Consider the following 18,075-nt stretch of genomic DNA (forward strand, 5'->3'; position numbering starts at 1 on the left):
TGACAGGGGCCGGGCGCCCGCACGATCATATACGATCGGATGGAGGGCAGTGTCATCCTCACATTCCCGCAGCTGGTTCGCCATCGGCGGTGCGGCTGATGCGAGACGGGGGCGGCCGCACCCGCCGATGGCGCACTGGCGCGGTGTACGAGTCCCGTTCTCTGCGTACGCTGGTCGGGTGGGTGAGGCGGCCTGGTCGACGTCCGACGATTCCGAGGTGAGCCGCGACCTCGGCGCGGTCGACTGGGCGGCGACCCCGCTGGGTGAGCCCGCGAGCTGGCCGCAGAGCCTGCGCTCGGTCGTGCGGATCCTGCTCGGCTCCCGGTTCTCGATGTGGATGGCGTGGGGCCCCGAGCTGACGTTCTTCTGCAACGACGCCTACCGGCGCGACACGCTCGGCAAGAAGTACCCGTGGGCCCTGGGCAAGCCGGCCCGCGACGTGTGGGCCGAGATCTGGCCCGAGATCGGCCCGCGGATCGCCGCCGTCATGCAGACCGGCAACGCCACCTGGGACGAGGCGCTGCGCCTGTTCCTCAGCCGTAGCGGCTACACCGAGGAGACCTACCACACCTTCTCCTACAGCCCGCTCACCGACGACGACGGGGTCATCGCCGGGATGCTCTGCGTGGTCAGCGAGGACACCGACCGCGTCATCAGCGAGCGCCGCATGGCGACCCTGCGCGACCTCGGCACCGACACCGCCGGCGACGGCGAGGAGGGCCTCTTCCACGCGGTGGTCCGGCACCTCGGGGCCCGCGCCGACGATCTGCCCTTCACCCTCACGTACCTCTTCGACCAGGACGCCGACACCGCCCGCCTCGCCTGCAGCACCGGCGTGCAGCCCGGCGCGCCGGCGGCACCCGCGGTGCTCGACCCTGACGCCGGGCCGTTCTGGCCCGTGGCGGAGCTCGCCCGGGGCGCCCCGCTGACCCTCGGCGGCTACACCGACCTGCCGACCGGCGCCTGGGACGAGCCGCCGACCGAGGCGCGCCTGGTCCCGCTGCCGAAGCCCGGCGGCGGCCGCCCGTACGGGTTCCTGGTCGTCGGGCTCAACCGCTACCGCCCGTTCGACTCCGCGTACGCCGGCTTCGTCGACCTCATCGCCGGGCAGCTCGCGGCGAGGATCGGCACCGCCCGCTCCTACGCGGCCGAGCGCCGCCGCGCCGAGTCCCTCGCCGAGCTGGACCGGGCGAAGACGGCGTTCTTCACCAATGTCAGCCACGAGTTCCGCACGCCGCTGACGCTGCTGCTCGGCCCGACCGAGGACGCCCTCGCCGACCAGGCCAGGCCGCTGCCGCCGGGCCAGCGCGAGCGGGTCGAGGTCGTGCACCGCAACGCCGAGCGGCTGCTGAAGCTCGTCAACACCCTGCTGGACTTCTCGCAGCTGGAGTCGGGCAAGGTCGAGCCGCGCTTCGAGCCGCTCGACCTGGCCACCACCACCGCCGAGCTGGCCGGCATGTTCGACACCGCCGCCCAGCGGGCCGGCCTGCACCTCGTCATCGACTGCCCGCCGCTGCCCCGGCCCGTCCTCGCCGACCCGGAGATGTGGGCGAAGATCACGCTGAACCTGTTGTCCAACGCGCTGAAGTTCACGTTCGACGGCTCGATCACCATCCGGGTCGCCGAGGTCGGCGGCGCCGCCGAGCTCAGCGTCACCGACACGGGCGTCGGCATCGACCCCGCCGACCAGGCCAACCTCTTCGACCGTTTCCACCGCATCATGGGCACCGCCTCCCGCACCCACGAGGGCTCCGGCATCGGCCTCGCCCTGGTCGCGGAGCTCGCCGCCCTGCACGGCGGCACCGCGGGCGTCCACAGCGCCCCCGGCGCCGGCAGCACGTTCACCGTCAGGCTCCCGTTCGCCCCCGAGCCCGTCGCCGCTTCTGGTCCCGTCGCCGCGTCCGGTACCGCCGCCGGCACCGCTCTTGAGGGCGCCGCCGACGGTGCCGGTGGCGCGCACGACGCGGCCGACCGGAAGTCGGCAGCGGACCGGGTCGTGCCCGGGTTCCTGGCGGAGGTCGAGCGGTGGATGGTCCCCGCGCCGCCGTCCGCCACTCCGGTGCACTCGGCGGCGCCGACGGTCCTGGTCGTCGACGACAACAGCGACATGCGGGACTACATCCGCACCATCCTCGAGGCCGACTACCAGATCGTCGAGGCGCCCGACGGCATGGCGGCGCTGCGCCTGCTGCGCGACACCCGGCCGGACCTCGTCCTCACCGACGTCATGATGCCCGAGCTCGACGGCTTCGGCCTCGTCGCCGCCCTGCGCGCCGACAGCGCCGCGGCACTCCTGCCGGTCGTCATGCTGTCGGCGCGGGCCGGCGACGAGGCGACCGTCGAAGGGCTCGACGCGGGCGCCGACGACTACCTCATCAAGCCGTTCTCGCCGCGGGAGCTGCGCGCCAGGGTCCGGGCCAACCTCGAGTTCGACCGGGTCCGGCGCACCCGCGACGAGCTGCAGCGCAGCCGGGAGCTGCTGGACCAGGCGCAGCGCCTCGCGTCCGTCGGCAGCTGGGAGCTCGACCTCGCCACCGGCGACGTCCACGGCTCGGAGGAGTTCCTGCGGCAGATGGGCATGACCGCCGCCGAGCTGCTCGACCCCGCCGCCCGCGAGGCGACCAACGCCCTCCTGCACCCCGACGACCGCGCGCTCGTCGACGCGGCGATGGCGGCCGCGATCGCCGGCGAGCCGCTGGACTACGAGGCCCGGGTGTTTCAGCCCGACGGCTCGCTGCGCGTCTTCCGCACCATCGGCGAGCTGGAGCTCGACGCCACCGGCGCCCCGGTCCGGCTGCGCGGCTCCAACCAGGACATCACCGAGCAGCGCCGCGCCGAGCAGGCCCTCGCCGCCGCCAGCGGCCTGCAGGAGGCCGCCGCCCGCGAGCACCGCATCGCCGACGAGCTGCAGCGCAGCCTCATGCCGCCGCTCACGTTCGCCCCCGAGCACCTCGAGGTCGCCACCTACTACCGGCCCGGCGTCGCCGGCACGCAGGTCGGCGGCGACTGGTACGACGTCATCGAGCTCGGCGCCGACCGCACCGCCCTCGTCATGGGCGACGTCATGGGCCGCGGGGTCCCGGCGGCCGCGGTGATGGGCCAGCTGCGGGCCGCGGTCCGCGCCTACGCCCGGCTCGACCTGCCGCCCGCGGACGTCCTGGAGTTCCTCGACGGCGTCGTGCGCGACCTGCGCGAAGACCAGATCGTCACGGTGGTCTACGCGGTGTACGACCCGGGCGAGCGCAGCCTCACGTACGCCAACGCCGGCCACCTGCCGCCGCTGCTCCTGCTGCCGGGCGGCACCGTGCGCCCGCTCACGGCCTCGGGCCCGCCGCTGGGCACCGGCCCGCTGACCCTGAGCGAGGAGCGCGTCGAGCTGCCCGTCGGGGCGCTGCTCACCCTCTACACCGACGGTCTCGTCGAGCACCGCGACCGCGACCTCGACACGGGCATCGACGCGCTCGCCGCCCACGTCGGCACCCTGACCGGTCCGCTCGCCGACGTCCCGGACCGGCTCGTCGACGCCCTGCTGCCCGACGGCCCGGACGACGACATCACCGTCCTGCTGGCCCGGGTCGTCGCCGAGCCCGGCGAGGAGCGGTCCGTCGTCCAGGACATCCCCGCCGAGGAGCGGGCCGTGCGCACCGCCCGCCAGTTCGTCGCCACGACCCTGCGCCGCTGGGATGCCCCGTCCCGCGTCGTCGATGACCTCGTCCTCGTCGTCAGCGAGCTCGCCGCCAACGCCGTGCTGCACGGCCGCCCGCCCATCCAGCTCCGCCTGCGCAACGGCGGCACCCACGTGGTCCTCGAGCTGCACGACACCGCGACGTACCTGCCCCGCAAGCAGCGCCCGACCCCGGACGACGAGCACGGCCGCGGCCTCCAGCTGGTCTCCTCGCTGTGCGACCGCTGGGGCACCCGGCCCACCGCCGACGGCAAGGCCGTCTGGTGCATGCGCATGATCTGACGCGTCAGGCGCGCAACGCGCGGCGGGCGTCTTCGAGGCCCTTCTCGTTCTCCGCCGGGCCCGCGATGCCGGTCAGGTCGTCGCCGGCGATGCGGCGGGCGAAGTAGTCGGCCTGCACCGCGTACCGGAACCGCACCAGCACGGGGAGCGCGTCGCGGAGCTCGCCGTCGGGGATGGTCCCGGCCCGCCCGTACGCGTCGAGGAACGCGTCGCCGGCGTCGTCGCCCAGGTACATCAGTGCGGAGGCCACGTCGTACAGCAGCGGCCCACGCAACGCGACGCCCCAGTCGATGAGCCCGTGGCCCACGAAGGCCTCCGGCGCGGGGTCGGCGTGCAGCAGCCCCTCGGTGAGCGGACCTTGTGCGTGCAGCGCGTGGACGGCCTCGGCGACCGCCTCCCGCAGCCACGGCCGCAGCCCGAGGTGCGCGGCGCCGGGGTCGACCCAGTCCATCGCGACCTCGCCGTCGACGGTGACGCCCCGCAGCAGGCGGTGCACCTCGGCGAGCCTCGCGCCGATCCGGCCGGGGTCCTCCGTGGCGGTGCCGTCGACGAACGCGAGCAGTGCCAGCCTGCCACCCTGCGCGACGCCTGACGTCGCCGGTATGGTCAGCCGGCCGTCGGTGGTCCTGACCGGGGCGCCGCTGGCGAACCCCCGCCGCGCGAGCGCGTCGGCGACCGCGATCCCGCCGGGGAACCAGTCACCGGCGGCGCACTTCGCGACGTACCGCACGCCGCCCGCGGTCACGAACCACGTGCGTGAGTTCATCCCACCGTGGTGGTCGACGATCTCGGCGCCGGCCAGCCCCCAGTGCGCCTCGAGGAGTGCCCGCACTCAGCGCTGGATCGGCCGGCGGAGCGAGTAGGTGACGGCGTGGAGCCGGTGCGGCTGCCCGACGACGAGCGCGGCGCGGTCATAGGCCTGCCAGCCCTCCGCCCCAGCCCGGTTGAGGTGGCGCAGGTCGTTGTACCGCTCGTCGGTGCCCCACCGCTGCACCCCACCCGGGTGGTGGAACACCGCGTCCCAGTCCTCGAACTTGTCCGTGCCCAGCGTCCCAGCCGCCCGATACTCAAGCCGCGCATACTCCCATTGCGTCACGCCATCCATCATGCACCACTACGTTGGTGGATATGGATCGTGATCGCGACGATGCCGGCCGGGCCCGCAGCGCCCGCCCCCGCGACGGCCTCGGCCGCCCCCTTCCGCGCGGCGCGCAGGGCATCCCGACGATGCCCGACGACGTCGACGCCACCCCCGACGCCGCGCTGACCCTGGCGCAGGAGCTGCTCGACGCGGGCCGCCCGTTCCACGCCCACGAGGTCCTCGAGGCCGCCTGGAAGAGCGCCCCCGCCGAGGATCGTGAGCTGTGGCGCGGGCTGGCGCAGCTCGCCGTCGGCCTGACGCACCTGTACCGCGGAAACCCCACCGGCGGCCACCGCCTGCTGACCCGCGCCGCCGACCGCATCGAGGCCCAGATGCCCGTCCCGCACGGCATCGACGCGCCCGGCCTCGTCGCCTGGGCCCGCGGCGTCGTCGCCGGCACCGTCCCACCCGACGCCCCGGCGCCGCGCCTGCGGTGAGCGCCGCGATGGCCCGCCGTCAGCGCGCCGCGGCCGGCTCCGGCGCCGACAGGTGCAGGACCTCATAGCGCTCGCCGGCCAGGCGGACGCGGGTGCGGATGATCCGCATGTCGTGGTCGGCGGGCAGCGTCAGCTCGTACTGCATGGCCTGCATCAGGGGGTCGCCGCCTTCAGGAGGGACAGGGCGCCCTGGACGGCGCGGTCGAACGGGTCTCTGGAGCCGGCCGCCCGGGCCAGGACGTAGCCGCCCTGGAGGGTGGCGGCGGTGTCGTCGGAGTGCAGGGCCGGGGAGAGCTCGACGGCGGCGATTCCCTCGGCGAGGACGGCGGGCAGCTCGGCGCACAGCCAGTCGAACGTCTCGGCGACCGGGGCGTGCAGGGTCGGGTCGGCGAGGACGTCCGGGTTTTGGGTGAGGCGGCCGACGGGACAGCCGAGGAGCACGTCGCGGCGCAGGTAGGCATTGAGCGGGAGCGGCGTGGTGCCGCTCCCGCTCGTGGTGGCGTTAGGTGCGGTCGATCGGGAGGGCTTGGAAGGTCGAGCGCTCGGCGGCGGCCTGGGCGCGGAGGATCTCGTCGATCTCGCGGGTCTCGTCGGCGGTGTGGCGGCCGAGGATCAGGTCGAGCTCGAGGCGCTCGGCGGGCGTGCGGTAGGCGGCGATCTCCCGGGCGAGGGCCCTGCGTGCGCGGCGGGCCTCGAAGCGGCTGGTTACGGCGTTGCGGACGCGGCTGGCCGTGGTCTGTGCGGGCATCTGGCTTCTCCTCTGGTCTGGTCTCTCTGACGTCTACTGTATCGATTCAGAAAGATCATCACAGCTGGATGGGCGGTGAGCCTCGACACGCGTCGGATGGGCGTCAGGCGCCGCGAGTGGCGCGAGGTGAGTGCCAGGTGGCGTCAGGCGGCTTCGCGGTCGGTGACGTGTGCGGTCGCCTGCCCGGGCACGATCCGCAACGGCCGCCGCGGCGCGGCGCCGCCACGAGCGCCGGGGCCGCCGGAAGCGCCGCCGGGGCCGCCGGAAGCGCCGCCGGGGCCGCCGGAAGAGCCGCCCGAAGAGTCGACAGGGCCCGAGGTCGAGGAGCCGCCGTCGAAGAAGCCCGGGTCGAGGGCGGGGCGGGTCAGGGCGATCACGATCGCGTACCCCGCCAGGACGAACGCGTGGCTCAGCAGCCGCTCCGTCTCGACCCGGCCGGCGAGCAGGTCGTTGACGCTGAGCAGCGCGAGCAGCCCGACGAACGCCGTCAGCATCGGCAGCGCGCCGGCGGGGCGGCCGCGGCGGCTGGCGATCCAGCCGAAGCCGGCGCCGATCGCGACGTTCCAGGCGGCCGACTCGTGCCACAGGTGGCCCGCGCCGTCACCGTGCAGGTCGGAGGCGGTGGCGGCGGTCGTCACCTGGGCGATGCCGAGCATGAACTGGGCCGCCCCGAAGCCCCCGAGCAGCACGCGCAGCGCCAGGACGACGTGGGCCCGGCCGATCCGGCCACGAATCCGAGAAGCGAGCCGCCGACGGAGCCCAGAGGCAGTCCCGGAGGCAGGCGCAGGGGGTACATCGGCCGCCGGAAGCACTCCGTGGGCGTCGAGGGCGGCGAGGAGGTCGTCCACGCCGGCCGGCTGCGCGGGCACCTGCTGGACCCGGAAGAGCCGGGTGGCTGTCACCGCGTCGGCGTGCCAGGCCCGGCAGTCGGCGCAGCGGCGCAGGTGCGCGTCGGTGAGGGCGGCGTCGATCGGCTCGTCCTCGCCGTCGAGGCGGGCCGACAGCGCCTCGCGGAAGGCAGCGCAACGTTCCACGCCCCGATGGTGCCAGACGGAGGCGCCCCGCAGGTCATTCGGCGGCGTTCACCGCGTCCGTGACGGTGTCGAAGAGCGGGAAGACGTTGTCCAGGCCGGTGATCCGGAAGACCCGGCGGATCCGTTCCTCGGGGCAGACCAGGCGCAGCGAGCCGGAGGCGCTCTCGCGGACCCGGTTGTGGGCGCCGATCAGCACGCCGAGGGTGGTGGAGTCCATGAACGTGACGGTCGTCAGGTCGACGATCACCGTGCCGGAGCCCTCGTCGAGCGCGGTCGTGATCGCCTGGCGCAGCCGCGGCGCGGTGCTGACGTCGAGTTCGCCGTCCGCCCGGACCACGGTGTGCCCATCGAACGTCGAGATCGGGAACGTCATCAGGCAATCTCCGCATCGTTGAGTGGCGGTATGACGGTAGCCGGTCTTGCGCCGGACGATATCGTTGGGCCGGAACATGCTGTTGGGAGGACCCGTGGACGACTCGCCCGCCGGCGTGCCGATCGAGATCCTGCTCGTGGAGGACGACCCGGGCGACGTGCTCATCACGCGCGAGGCGTTCGCCGACCACAAGGTCTCCAACCGGCTGACGGTCTGCGCCGACGGCGCCGACGCGCTGCGGTTCCTGCGCCGCGAGGGTGCCTATGCGACGGCGCCCCGCCCCGACATCGTGCTGCTGGACCTCAACCTGCCGGGCGTCGACGGCCGCACGGTGCTGGCCGCGATCCACGCCGACCCGGCGCTCAACGACATCCCCGTCGTGGTGCTGACCAGCTCCCGCGCGGAGGAGGACTTCCTGCGCAGCCACGAGCTGCGGGTCGACACGTACATCGCCAAGCCCGTCGACTTCGCCAGCCTGATGCACGTCGTGCGCCGGATCGAGACGTTCTACATCAGCGTCCGCCGCAACGCGACCGCCTGATCCGGAATACCTCGCGCGCCGATGACCGCACGAGGTATTCACGGAGGCGGGGTCAGGGGGCGTCGATGGCGTTGCGGGTGATGGACTCGGCGAGCCAGCGGCCCGAGGACTTCACGGTGCGGGCGAGCGTGTCGTAGTCGACGTGGATGAGGCCGAACCGGCGGCTGAAGCCGAACGCCCACTCGAAGTTGTCCAGCAGGGACCACGCGAAGTAGCCGCGCAGGTCGACGCCGGCGGTGATGGCCTCGTGGACGGCGGCGAGGTGGCCGCGCAGGTAGGCGATGCGCTCAGGGTCGTGGACCGCGCCGTCGGCGGTGCGGCGGTCGTCGTAGGCGGCGCCGTTCTCCGTCACGTAGATCGGGCGGTCGCCGTAGTCGCGGCGGATCCGCAGGAGCAGGTCGCGCAGGCCGGTCGGGTCGACGGACCAGCCCATGTGCGTGACCGGGCCCGGCGTCGGGTGGAAGCGGACGTGCTGCGCCGTCGGGTAGGGCGTGCCCTCGTCGAGCGTCCCGTCGGTGGCGGCGCTGACCAGGTCCGGCTGGTAGTAGTTGACGCACACCGCGTCGACCGGCTGCGACACGACCTCCAGGTCCCCGGGCCGCACGTACGACATGTCGGTGATGTCCGCGATGTCGGCGATGGTGTCCGTGGGGTACGCGCCGCGCAGGATCGGGTCGAAGAAGATGCGGTTCAGCAGGCCGTCGATGCGCCGCGCGGCGTCCACGTCGGCCGGGGCGTCGGTGAAGGGGCGGACCGCGCCGGCGTTCAGCGCCACCGACACCTGCCCGGTGACCCCCGCCGACCGTAGCGCCGCGACCCCCAGGCCGTGCGCCAGCAGCAGGTGGTGCGTGGCGACCAGCGCGTTGAGGTGTCCTCGCCGGCCCGGCGCGTGCCCGCCGGTGCCGTACCCGAGGAACGCCGAGCACCACGGCTCGTTCAGCGTGTTCCACAGCGCGACCCGGTCGCCGAGCCGCGCGGCGACGGCCGCCGCGTAGTCGCCGAAGCGCAGCGCGGTGTCCCGGTTGGTCCAGCCGCCGGCGTCCTCCAGCTCCTGCGGCAGGTCCCAGTGGTACAGCGTCGCGGCCGGCTGGACGCCGGCGGCGAGCAGCTCGTCGACGAGCCGGTCGTAGAAGCCGAGGCCGGCCTCGTTGACGCCGGACCCGCCGGCCGGGCGGATCCGCGGCCACGCGATCGAGAACCGGTACGCGGACAGCCCGAGGTCCTTCATCAGCGCGACGTCGCCGCGGTAGCGCTCGTAGTGCCCGGTGGTGCGGGCGCCGGTGTCGCCGTTGTCGATGCGGCCCGGCTGGGCGGCGAAGGTGTCCCAGATCGACGGGGTGCGGCCGTCGGCGTCCACGGAGCCCTCGATCTGGTAGGCGGCGGTCGCCGCGCCCCACCAGAAGTTCGACGGGAACGTCAGGACCTCTGTCGCGGTCCGCACCGCTGTCGTGCTCACACCCACCACCACTTCCCCGTGCGACAAGTTGGAGGCTTGGAGAGCGCTCTCCAAGCCGTGTGACCAGACTGCGACGTCGCGTGTGCGGGTGTCAAGGTGCGGCGTGGCGCGCTTCTTCGCAAAACGGGCAAATTGCTCGCAAAGAAGTCCGCCACTCTTGACACGCGGGAAACCACGGGGCAACACTGCGACCTATCGGAGAGCGCTCTCCAAACCGCCCGCCGCGCCTCCACACCCCTCAGCAAGGAGCTCACGTGCATCCGGCACACGCTTCCGCCCCCGCCTGGCGGAGACTGCTCAGTTCGCGATGGCGCATCATTCTGGTGGCCGCCGTCGTCGCAGCCATCGCTGTCGTGGTCGCGCCCTTCGCGCGCGCCGCGGACAGCCTGATCTCGCAGGGCAAGCCCGTCACGTCGTCGTCGGACCAGGCTCCCGACGTGGCCGCCAGCTTCGTCAACGACGGCAACGCCGGCACCCGCTGGAGCAGCCAGTGGAGCGACCCGCAGTGGATCCGCATCGACCTCGGCGGCACCGCCACCATCAGCCAGGTCGTGCTGCAGTGGGAAGGCGCCTACGGCAAGTCGTTCAAGATCCAGACGTCGGCGAACGACAGCACCTGGACCGACATCTACACCACGACGACGGGCGCCGGCGGCACGCAGACGCTCAACGTCTCCGGCACCGGCCGGTACGTCCGCATGAGCGGCACCGAGCGCGGCACCGGCTACGGCTACTCGCTGTACGAGTTCAAGGTGTACGGCTCCCTGGACGGCACCACCAACCCGGGCACGTGCGACACCGGGACCAACGCCGCGCAGGGCAAGACCGCCACCGCCTCCAGCGTCGAGGGCGCCGGCACCCCGGCCTCCGCCGCGGTCGACGGTGACGCCGGCACGCGCTGGAGCAGCCAGTTCAGCGACCCGCAGTGGCTGCAGGTCGACCTCGGCAGCAAGCAGAACATCTGCCAGGTCGTGCTGCAGTGGGAGGGCGCCTACGCCAAGGCCTTCCAGATCCAGGTCTCCGACAACGCCACCAGCTGGACCGACGTCTACACCACCAGCACCGGCACCGGCGGCACCCAGACGATCCCGGTGACCGGCGCCGGCCGGTACGTGCGGATGTACGGCACCGCCCGCCCCGGCGGCTACGGGTACTCGCTGTGGGAGTTCAAGATCTCCACCGGCGGCGGCACCACGACCACCCCGCCGACCAGCACCAGCCCGTCGCCGAGCACCCCGCCGTCGCAGGACCCCAACTGGACCCCGGTGTGGAGCGACAACTTCGACGGTGCCGCCAACACCTCGCCCAACGCGGCCAACTGGCTGCTGCGCACCGGCACCCAGTTCCCCGGCGGCGCCGCGAACTGGGGCACCGGCGAGGTCGAGACCGCCAGCGCCTCCACCGCCAACGTGTACCTCGACGGCGCCGGCAAGCTGAACATCAAGGCGATCCGCGACGGCGGCGGCGCGTGGACCTCGGGCCGCCTGGAGACCCAGCGGACCGACTTCCAGGCCGCGGCCGGCGAGCAGGTCAAGTTCACCGCCGTGCTCAAGCAGCCCGACGTCGCCAACGCGGCCGGCTACTGGCCGGCGTTCCGGGCGACCGGCGCCGCCTACCGCGGCAACTACACCAACTGGCCGTCCGTCGGCGAGACCGACATCATGATGGACGTCAACGGCCGCAGCCAGCTGTCGCAGACCCTGCACTGCGGCACCGCCCCCGACGGGCCGTGCGGCGAGTACAACGGCCGCACCTCGGGCCTGGCCAGCTGCACCGGCTGCCAGACCGGCTACCACGAGTACACCCAGGTCATCGACCGGACCAAGACCGACGAGGAGATCCGCTTCTACCTCGACGGCAAGCAGTCCTGGATCGTGCGCAAGAGCCAGGTCGGCGTCACCGCGTGGAACGCGGCCGTCAACCACGGCTTCTACCTGCGCCTCGACCTGTCCATCGGCGGCTCGCTGCCCAACGCGATCGCCGGCTTCACCACCCCGACCCCGGACACCACCTCCGGCGGCGTGCTGTCCGTGGACTCCGTCTCCGTGTCCAAGCAGACCGGCACCGTGCCGGCCGCGATGACCGACCCGGCGACCCCGGCCGGCCCGAGCGTCGTCAAGGTCACCGGCTCGCAGGGCAACTGGCAGCTGCAGGTCAACGGCCAGCCGTACGAGGTCAAGGGCCTCACCTACGGCCCGCCGCAGGCCGCCGCCGACGGTTACATGCGGGACCTGAAGAACATGGGCGTCAACACGATCCGCACCTGGGGCGTGGACGACGCGAACACCCCGACCCTGCTCAACCGGGCCGCGCAGCAGGGCATCAAGGTGATCGTCGGGCACTGGCTCAACCAGGGCGCCGACTACGTCAACGACACCGCGTACAAGAACGCCACCAAGACCGAGGTCGTGAACCGGGTCAACGCGCTCAAGAACAACCCGGGCGTGCTGATGTGGGACGTCGGCAACGAGGTCATCCTCACGATGCAGGACCACGGCCTGGACGCCGCGACGGTCGAGGCCCGCCGCGTGGCGTACGCGAAGTTCGTCAACGAGCTGGCGGTCGCGATCCACGCCGCCGACCCGAACCACCCGGTCACCTCGACCGACGCGTACACCGGCGCGTGGCCGTACTACAAGAACAACTCCCCGGCGCTGGACCTGCTCGCGGTCAACTCCTACGGCGCGATCAACAACATCAAGCCGGACTGGATCGCCGGCGGCTACACCAAGCCGTACGTGGTCACCGAGGCCGGCCCGTCCGGTGAGTGGGAGGTCCCGAACGACGTCAACGGCGTGCCGAGCGAGCCGACCGACCTGCAGAAGCGGGCGGGCTACACGGCCAGCTGGAACGCGATCAAGGGGCACCCCGGCGTGGCGCTCGGCGCGACCGAGTTCCACTACGGCCTGGAGAACGACTTCGGTGGCGTCTGGCTCAACACCTACGGCGGCGGCTGGCGCCGGCTCGGGTACGGCGCGCTGAAGCAGGCGTACACCGGCACCCCGCTGGCCAACACGGCGCCGGAGATCACCAGCATGACGGTCGGCAACCAGACCGCCGTGCCGGCCGGTGGCACGTTCACCGTGAACGTCGCCGCGACCGACCCGAACAACGACACCATCCGGTACAACGTGATGATCAGCGACAAGCACATAACCGGGAACACCGGCTTCCGCAACGTCAACTTCACCCAGAACGGCTCCACCTTCACGGTGACCGCTCCGGAGACCCTCGGCGTGTGGAAGGTGTACGTCTACGCGTTCGACGGCCAGGGCAACGTGGGCATCGAGACGAAGTCGTTCAAGGTGGTCCCGCCGGTCATCGCCGGCACCAACATCGCCCAGGGCAAGACCGTGACCGCGTCGACCTACCAGCCGACCGGCACCAACGGCCCGCAGCTGCCGTCCTACGCGACCGACAACAACTACGGCACCCGCTGGGCGTCGGAGTGGGTCGCCACCGCGTGGTGCACGGTCGACCTGGGCAGCAAGCAGACCTTCAACAAGGTCTTCCTGGCCTGGGAGGCGGCGTACGCGACCGGCTACCAGATCCAGACGTCCGACGACAACAACAACTGGACGACGATCTACTCGACGACCACCGGCAACGGCGGCTTCGACGAGATCAACGTCAACGGCAACGCCCGCTACGTGCGCATGAACGGCACCGCTCGGGCCACCACCTACGGGTACTCGCTCTGGGAGTTCGGCGTGTACCGGTAAGTCACGCGATTCGGGCGGGCGGCGTCTGCCGCCCGCCCTTTCGTCTGTATTTTTCAGCGAATTTCATGCTATGTAGTGGAGAGCGCTCTCCATGCTCCGTGCTATAAAACCGGCCATGAGCGATCCACGTTCGGCCCGCAAGCCCACCCTTGAAGACGTCGCGGAAGCCGCCGGCGTCTCCCGGGCGACGGTCTCGCGCGTCATCAACGGTGTTCGCAACGTCGACCCGAAGCTGCACGAGATCGTGTGGCAGGCCGTCGACGCCACCGGCTACGTGCCCAACCGCGCGGCCCGGTCGCTCGTCACCCGCCGCAGCGGGACCGTCGCCCTCGTCGTCTCCGACTCGGTCAGCCACGACGACGACCCGTTCATGCGCCGGTTCTTCGCCGACCCGTTCTTCGGCCGGATCGTCGGCGGCGTCATGTCGGTCCTGCGCCCCCGGGGCGTCCAGCTCGCGCTGCAGATCGTCGGCACCGACGAGGCCCGCGGCCGGCTCGTCGGCGACCTCGGGCAGGGCCAGGCCGATGGCGCGGTCGTGCTGTCGCTGCACCCCGACGACACGCTGCCCCGCCAGCTCTACGAGGCCGGCATCGCCGCGGCCCTCGTCGGCCGCCCCGCCCAGCCGGTGCCGATCAGCTACGTGGACCTCGCCAACGACGCCGGCGGCGTCCTGGCCGCCGAGCACCTCATCGGCCGCGGCTGCACCCGCCTCGGCATGATCACCGGCCCGGCGCACGTCCCCGCCAGCCAGGACCGGCTCACCGGCTTCCGGCAGGCCCTCGCCCGGCACGGGCACGCCTGGTTCCCCACCGTCGAGGGCGGCTTCACCTACGAGTCCGGGGAGACCGCCCTGCTGGAGCTGCTCGACCAGCAGCCCGAGCTGGACGGCGTGTTCGTCGCCAACGACGTCATGGCCCAGGCGGCCGTCATGGCGCTGCGCGGCCGCGAGCTGCGGGTCCCCGACGACGTGGCGGTCGTCGGCTTCGACGACAGCAGCGCCGCGCTGGACGCCCGGCCGCAGCTCACCACCGTCCGGCACCCCCTGGAGGACATGGCGGCGGAGAGCGCCCGGCTGGTCCTCGCCCGCATCGACGACCCGTCGCTGCGCGTCGAGTCGGTCATCTTCGACCCGAAGCTCGTCGTCCGCCAGTCCGCATGACGGCCGGCACTCCCGCCGCTGAGGTGGCGGTCTCCGAGTCGTTGGTGGCGGCGTTGGTACGCACACAGCACCCGGACTTCGACGGCCCGCTGCGACTGGTCGCCAACGGCTGGGACAACGCCGTCTACCGGCTCGGCGCGACCTGGTCGGTGCGGCTGCCGCGGCGCGCCGTCGCGGTGCCGCTGCTGGTCAACGAGCAGCGCTGGCTGCCGCGCCTGGCACCGCGGCTGCCGGTGCCGGTCCCCGTCCCGGCGGCGGTGGGGGAGCCGGCCGGCTCGTATCCGTGGCCGTGGAGCATCAACCCGTGGCTGCCCGGCCACCCCGCCACCACGGTGCCCGTGCCGGAGCGGGTCACGTTCGCCGCGGACCTCGCCCACACCTTCGCCGCGCTGCACGTCCCCGCGCCCGCGGACGCGCCGCCGAACGCCTTCCGCGGCGTGCCGCTGAGCGACCGGACCGAACCCGTGCGGGAACGCCTCGCCGGCGGCGGCTTCCCGGCCGGGCTCGCGGCGGCCTGGGAGGAGGCCCTGGACGCGCCGCCGTGGACGGGCCCGCCGGTGTGGCTGCACGCCGACCCGCACCCGGCGAACCTGCTTGCCGGCGACGACGGCCGGCTCGCCGCGCTCATTGACTTCGGCGACCTGACCTCCGGCGACCCCGCCACCGACCTCGCCGCCGCCTGGATGGTGTTCGACGCCGCCGGCCGGGCCGTGTTCCGGGAGACCTACGCCACGCTGGCGCCCCTCGAGGACGCGACGGACGACGCGACCTGGCGGCGGGCGCGGGGCTGGGCGCTGAGCATCGGCTCAGCCATCGCGGCGAGCTCCGCCGACAACCCGGCCATGGCGGCGATCGGCGCGCACGCGCTGGACCAGGTGCTGCTCCCGGACGGGCGGTAACCGGGGCGCGCCACGACTCTGGTCAGTGACGCGCGCCGGGAGCTGCCGGAAGGGCGTGACAGGCAGGCAGTCCACCGCTTGGAGAGCGCTCTCCGAGACGGTTCGATTCTGCCCGTTCGGATCTTCTTCGTCAACCCGCCGCAAGCTGTTGACACCGTCCGGTACCAGCGGGAAACTTCCTTTACGGAGAGCGCTCTCCAGCCGGGTCGGGTGCCGGCGGGGAGCAGCGCCGAGGTGGCCGGCCACACGATCTGAACGGATCGACGGGGGTTGGCTGGGTCACCTGACCGACGCCGTAGGACAGGCTGTTCGGGTTGGTCGTCCAGGCGGGGGCTGCTCGAAGATCGTCCGACGGGCCCGCGGTGCCGTTTCCCGGCCCGCGCCGCGCCCACCGGTGCCGGCCAGGTGCGCCGTCCGGGCCGTGCCGTTCAGGCCGGTCGGAGGGTCCGCCAGCACGTCACCGACGGCGACCGGGTTGGGGTCGCCGCCGGCGGGACGACCGCGCGAGCCGCCGTCCCGTTGCATCGATCCCGCGGTCGCGGCCGGTCGCTCCGGGCTCTGGGCGCCCTGACCGCCGCGGCCGCGGGATCGGTCCCCGACGAAGGGAGCCCGGCCGTGCCACCCCGCCCCGCCACGAAGCTCGCCGCCCTGCCCGCCCTCCTCCTTGCCCCCGTCCTGGCCCTCGGGTCCGCGTGCGCGAGCGACCCGGTCGAGCGGCCGCCGGCCGCGCCGGCCAGCGCGCCGGCCACGACCGACTTCGGCGGCACCGACATCGCGTGGGTGCAGCTGATGATCCCGATGGACGAGCAGCTGCTGCCGGTCCTCGACCTCGCGAAGGAGCGCGGCGCCGACCAGCGGCTGGTCCAGCTGGCCGGTGAGCTGCGCAGCCGGTACACCGGCGAGATCCAGCAGCTGAAGACGCTGCGCCACGGCGCCGGGCTGGACGAGACCAACCCGCACGCCGGGCACAAGATGCCGGGCCTCGTCGACGCCGACAGCCTGGCCGCGATCGGCGGGGCCGGCGGCGCCGAGTTCGACCGGAAGGTCACCGCGTGCCTGCGGGAGCACCTGGATCAGCTGGCGAACCTGGCCCGCTCCGAGATCACCAACGGCACCAGCGCCGCCGTCAAGGACCTCGCCAGGCAGGTGGAGGCGTCCAGGACGGCCGGCCTGACCCAGCTGCCCGGCGCCCCGTGATCCGGAAGGCGCTGTGCGGCTCCTCCGGCTCAGCGGCGTAGCAGGCGGCCGCCGGCGAGCGCGGTGACCAGGACGTCCACCGGCGAGGCCCAGCAGTGCCATCCTCGCCGGCAGGAACCGCGTCGCCGTGATCCGGAAGACGTTGTGCGGCTCTTCCGGGTCGCGGACACCGTGGCGGCGGTTCAGCGGCGCAGCAGGCGGCTGCCCGCCAGGGCAGTGACCAGGACGGTCACCGCGGCGAAGCCCAGCAGCGCCACCCTCGCCGGCAGGAACTGCGTCGCCACGCCGAGGCCGAGGACGGGCACGGCGAGCCCGAGGTAGCCGCCGAGGAACACCGCTGCGAGGGCCTCGCCGCGGGTGGCCGGGGACGCCAGGTCGACGACCGTGGAGACCGCGCCCTTGAGCAGCGCGCCCGCGCCGCCGCCGGCGACCGCGCCGCCGAGCAGGAACACCGGCAGGCTCGCCGCCCACACGCCGGCGGTCACCGTGAGCAGGCCGGCGGCCATGAGCGCCACGCCGCCGGCGACCTGCCGGCGCACCGGCTCGCGGCGCAGCAGGATCTGCGTGGCGGCGCCGCTGGCGAACACCATCGCCGCGACCAGGCCGGCGAGGGCCCGCGAGGGGTGGTGCAGGGTGCCCGCGACGAAGGCCGGCGCCAGCGAGGTGAACAGGCCCAGCACCGACAGCGCCGCGAACGCGCCACCGCCGGCGGCGAGGTAGCGGGGAGAGATCCGCTGCGGGCGGTACCGGCGCGGGCGCGGCGCCACGGGGACCGTCTCCGGGACGCGGGCGACCACGGCCGCCGCCGCGAGCAGGAGCACCAGGAAGACTGCGTAGGAGGTGCGCAGCGGCGCGGGGCCGAACTGGGCGAGCAGGCCGGCCAGCAGCGGGCCGGCCGCGAAGCCGCCGAGGTTCGCCACGGTCGCGACCAGGTCGGCCCGGGCCCGGCCGGCGGACGGGCGGGCGGCGGCGTGCAGCTCGGACAGGTGCGCGGTGGCGGTCGCGGTGAGCATGCCGACGCCGAGCCCGGACAGGACACGGGCGGCGACGACCACGCCGAGCGACGTCGAGGTCAGGAACAGCGCGGCGGCCGCCGCCTCGAGCAGGATCGCCGGCAGCAGGACCCGGCGCCGGCCCCACAGGTCCGACAGGTGACCGGCGAGGAACAGGCTGACGATGACGCCGAACGCGTACGCGGCGAACGCGACCGTGACGTCGATCGTCGAGTAGCCGTCGTGCCGCTGGTAGATCGCCCACAGCGGGGTCGGCACGACGGTGAACGCCAGGGACACCGCGAACGCCACCGCGACGGTCCAGAACCCCCGCTCGTGGCGGGACGTCGACGGAGCCGCCGGAGCCGATCGGGCGGGGCGGGTCAGCACACTGGTCATGGGCACGACT

General features: G+C 73.3%; 16 protein-coding genes. 7 read left to right on the forward strand and 9 right to left on the reverse strand.

What is annotated here, in order from left to right:
- Positions 1-178 precede the first annotated feature (178 nt).
- Complete coding sequence (locus tag AB0J72_RS47530) at positions 179-3,967, forward strand: SpoIIE family protein phosphatase (RefSeq protein WP_363412382.1); 3,789 nt, start codon at positions 179-181, stop codon at positions 3,965-3,967.
- 4 nt (positions 3,968-3,971) lie between these two features.
- Here AB0J72_RS47530 and AB0J72_RS47535 read toward each other — a convergent pair whose 3' ends face one another.
- Together AB0J72_RS47535 and AB0J72_RS47540 are read right to left on the reverse strand one after the other, a co-directional pair.
- Positions 3,972-4,799, reverse strand: a complete 828-nt coding sequence (locus AB0J72_RS47535) for a phosphotransferase (protein ID WP_363412384.1) — start codon at positions 4,797-4,799, stop codon at positions 3,972-3,974.
- Positions 4,800-5,063, reverse strand: a complete 264-nt coding sequence (locus AB0J72_RS47540; RefSeq protein ID WP_344504361.1) for a hypothetical protein — start codon at positions 5,061-5,063, stop codon at positions 4,800-4,802.
- 32 nt (positions 5,064-5,095) lie between these two features.
- Between AB0J72_RS47540 and AB0J72_RS47545 the strand changes: the two genes are divergently transcribed.
- Positions 5,096-5,545, forward strand: a complete 450-nt coding sequence (locus AB0J72_RS47545; protein ID WP_360560861.1) for a DUF309 domain-containing protein — start codon at positions 5,096-5,098, stop codon at positions 5,543-5,545.
- A gap of 19 nt (positions 5,546-5,564) precedes the next feature.
- On the opposite strand, the gene AB0J72_RS47550 is transcribed toward AB0J72_RS47545, so the two are convergent.
- The 5 genes from AB0J72_RS47550 to AB0J72_RS47570 all read right to left on the reverse strand — a co-directional run bounded on the left by AB0J72_RS47550 (position 5,565) and on the right by AB0J72_RS47570 (position 7,700).
- The gene (locus tag AB0J72_RS47550; protein ID WP_363412387.1) at positions 5,565-5,690 is read right to left on the reverse strand and encodes a DUF4865 family protein; all 126 of its coding nucleotides are present in this window, start codon (positions 5,688-5,690) and stop codon (positions 5,565-5,567) included.
- 8 nt (positions 5,691-5,698) lie between these two features.
- The gene (locus AB0J72_RS47555; protein WP_363412389.1) at positions 5,699-5,986 is read right to left on the reverse strand and encodes a hypothetical protein; all 288 of its coding nucleotides are present in this window, start codon (positions 5,984-5,986) and stop codon (positions 5,699-5,701) included.
- A 61-nt stretch (positions 5,987-6,047) separates the two neighbouring features.
- Positions 6,048-6,293, reverse strand: a complete 246-nt coding sequence (locus tag AB0J72_RS47560) for a hypothetical protein (RefSeq protein WP_363412391.1) — start codon at positions 6,291-6,293, stop codon at positions 6,048-6,050.
- A 143-nt stretch (positions 6,294-6,436) separates the two neighbouring features.
- Complete coding sequence (locus AB0J72_RS47565; protein WP_363412393.1) at positions 6,437-7,327, reverse strand: zf-HC2 domain-containing protein; 891 nt, start codon at positions 7,325-7,327, stop codon at positions 6,437-6,439.
- Positions 7,328-7,361: 34 nt separating this feature from the next.
- Positions 7,362-7,700 (reverse strand): STAS domain-containing protein, encoded by a 339-nt coding sequence (locus tag AB0J72_RS47570; RefSeq protein ID WP_363412395.1) that lies wholly within the window; start codon positions 7,698-7,700, stop codon positions 7,362-7,364.
- 94 nt (positions 7,701-7,794) lie between these two features.
- Here AB0J72_RS47570 and AB0J72_RS47575 point away from each other — a divergent pair, with 94 nt between their 5' ends.
- Positions 7,795-8,241, forward strand: coding sequence for a response regulator (locus AB0J72_RS47575; RefSeq protein WP_363412397.1), 447 nt, complete (start codon positions 7,795-7,797; stop codon positions 8,239-8,241).
- A gap of 52 nt (positions 8,242-8,293) precedes the next feature.
- On the opposite strand, the gene AB0J72_RS47580 is transcribed toward AB0J72_RS47575, so the two are convergent.
- Entirely contained in the window at positions 8,294-9,697 is a 1,404-nt protein-coding gene (locus AB0J72_RS47580) for a GH1 family beta-glucosidase (protein ID WP_363412399.1), read from the reverse strand.
- 254 nt (positions 9,698-9,951) lie between these two features.
- Between AB0J72_RS47580 and AB0J72_RS47585 the strand changes: the two genes are divergently transcribed.
- The 4 genes from AB0J72_RS47585 to AB0J72_RS47600 all read left to right on the forward strand — a co-directional run bounded on the left by AB0J72_RS47585 (position 9,952) and on the right by AB0J72_RS47600 (position 16,674).
- Positions 9,952-13,419 carry a discoidin domain-containing protein gene (locus AB0J72_RS47585; RefSeq protein WP_363412401.1) on the forward strand — a complete coding sequence of 1,156 codons (3,468 nt, stop codon included), beginning with the start codon at positions 9,952-9,954 and terminating at the stop codon, positions 13,417-13,419.
- 115 nt (positions 13,420-13,534) lie between these two features.
- Positions 13,535-14,578 (forward strand): LacI family DNA-binding transcriptional regulator, encoded by a 1,044-nt coding sequence (locus AB0J72_RS47590; RefSeq protein ID WP_363412403.1) that lies wholly within the window; start codon positions 13,535-13,537, stop codon positions 14,576-14,578.
- Entirely contained in the window at positions 14,575-15,477 is a 903-nt protein-coding gene (locus AB0J72_RS47595) for an aminoglycoside phosphotransferase family protein (protein WP_363412405.1), read from the forward strand. The genes AB0J72_RS47590 and AB0J72_RS47595 overlap by 4 nt, the downstream gene beginning before the upstream one ends.
- Positions 15,478-16,092: 615 nt before the next feature.
- Positions 16,093-16,674, forward strand: a complete 582-nt coding sequence (locus AB0J72_RS47600; protein WP_363412407.1) for a DUF305 domain-containing protein — start codon at positions 16,093-16,095, stop codon at positions 16,672-16,674.
- Between the two features lie 182 nt (positions 16,675-16,856).
- Here AB0J72_RS47600 and AB0J72_RS47605 read toward each other — a convergent pair whose 3' ends face one another.
- Positions 16,857-18,065: an MFS transporter gene (locus AB0J72_RS47605; RefSeq protein WP_363412409.1), complete on the reverse strand. Its 1,209-nt coding sequence runs from the start codon at positions 18,063-18,065 to the stop codon at positions 16,857-16,859.
- Positions 18,066-18,075: the final 10 nt, after the last annotated feature.

Source organism: Dactylosporangium sp. NPDC049742 (genome assembly GCF_040674675.1).
GTDB classification, from domain to species: Bacteria; Actinomycetota; Actinomycetes; order Mycobacteriales; family Micromonosporaceae; genus Dactylosporangium; species Dactylosporangium maewongense.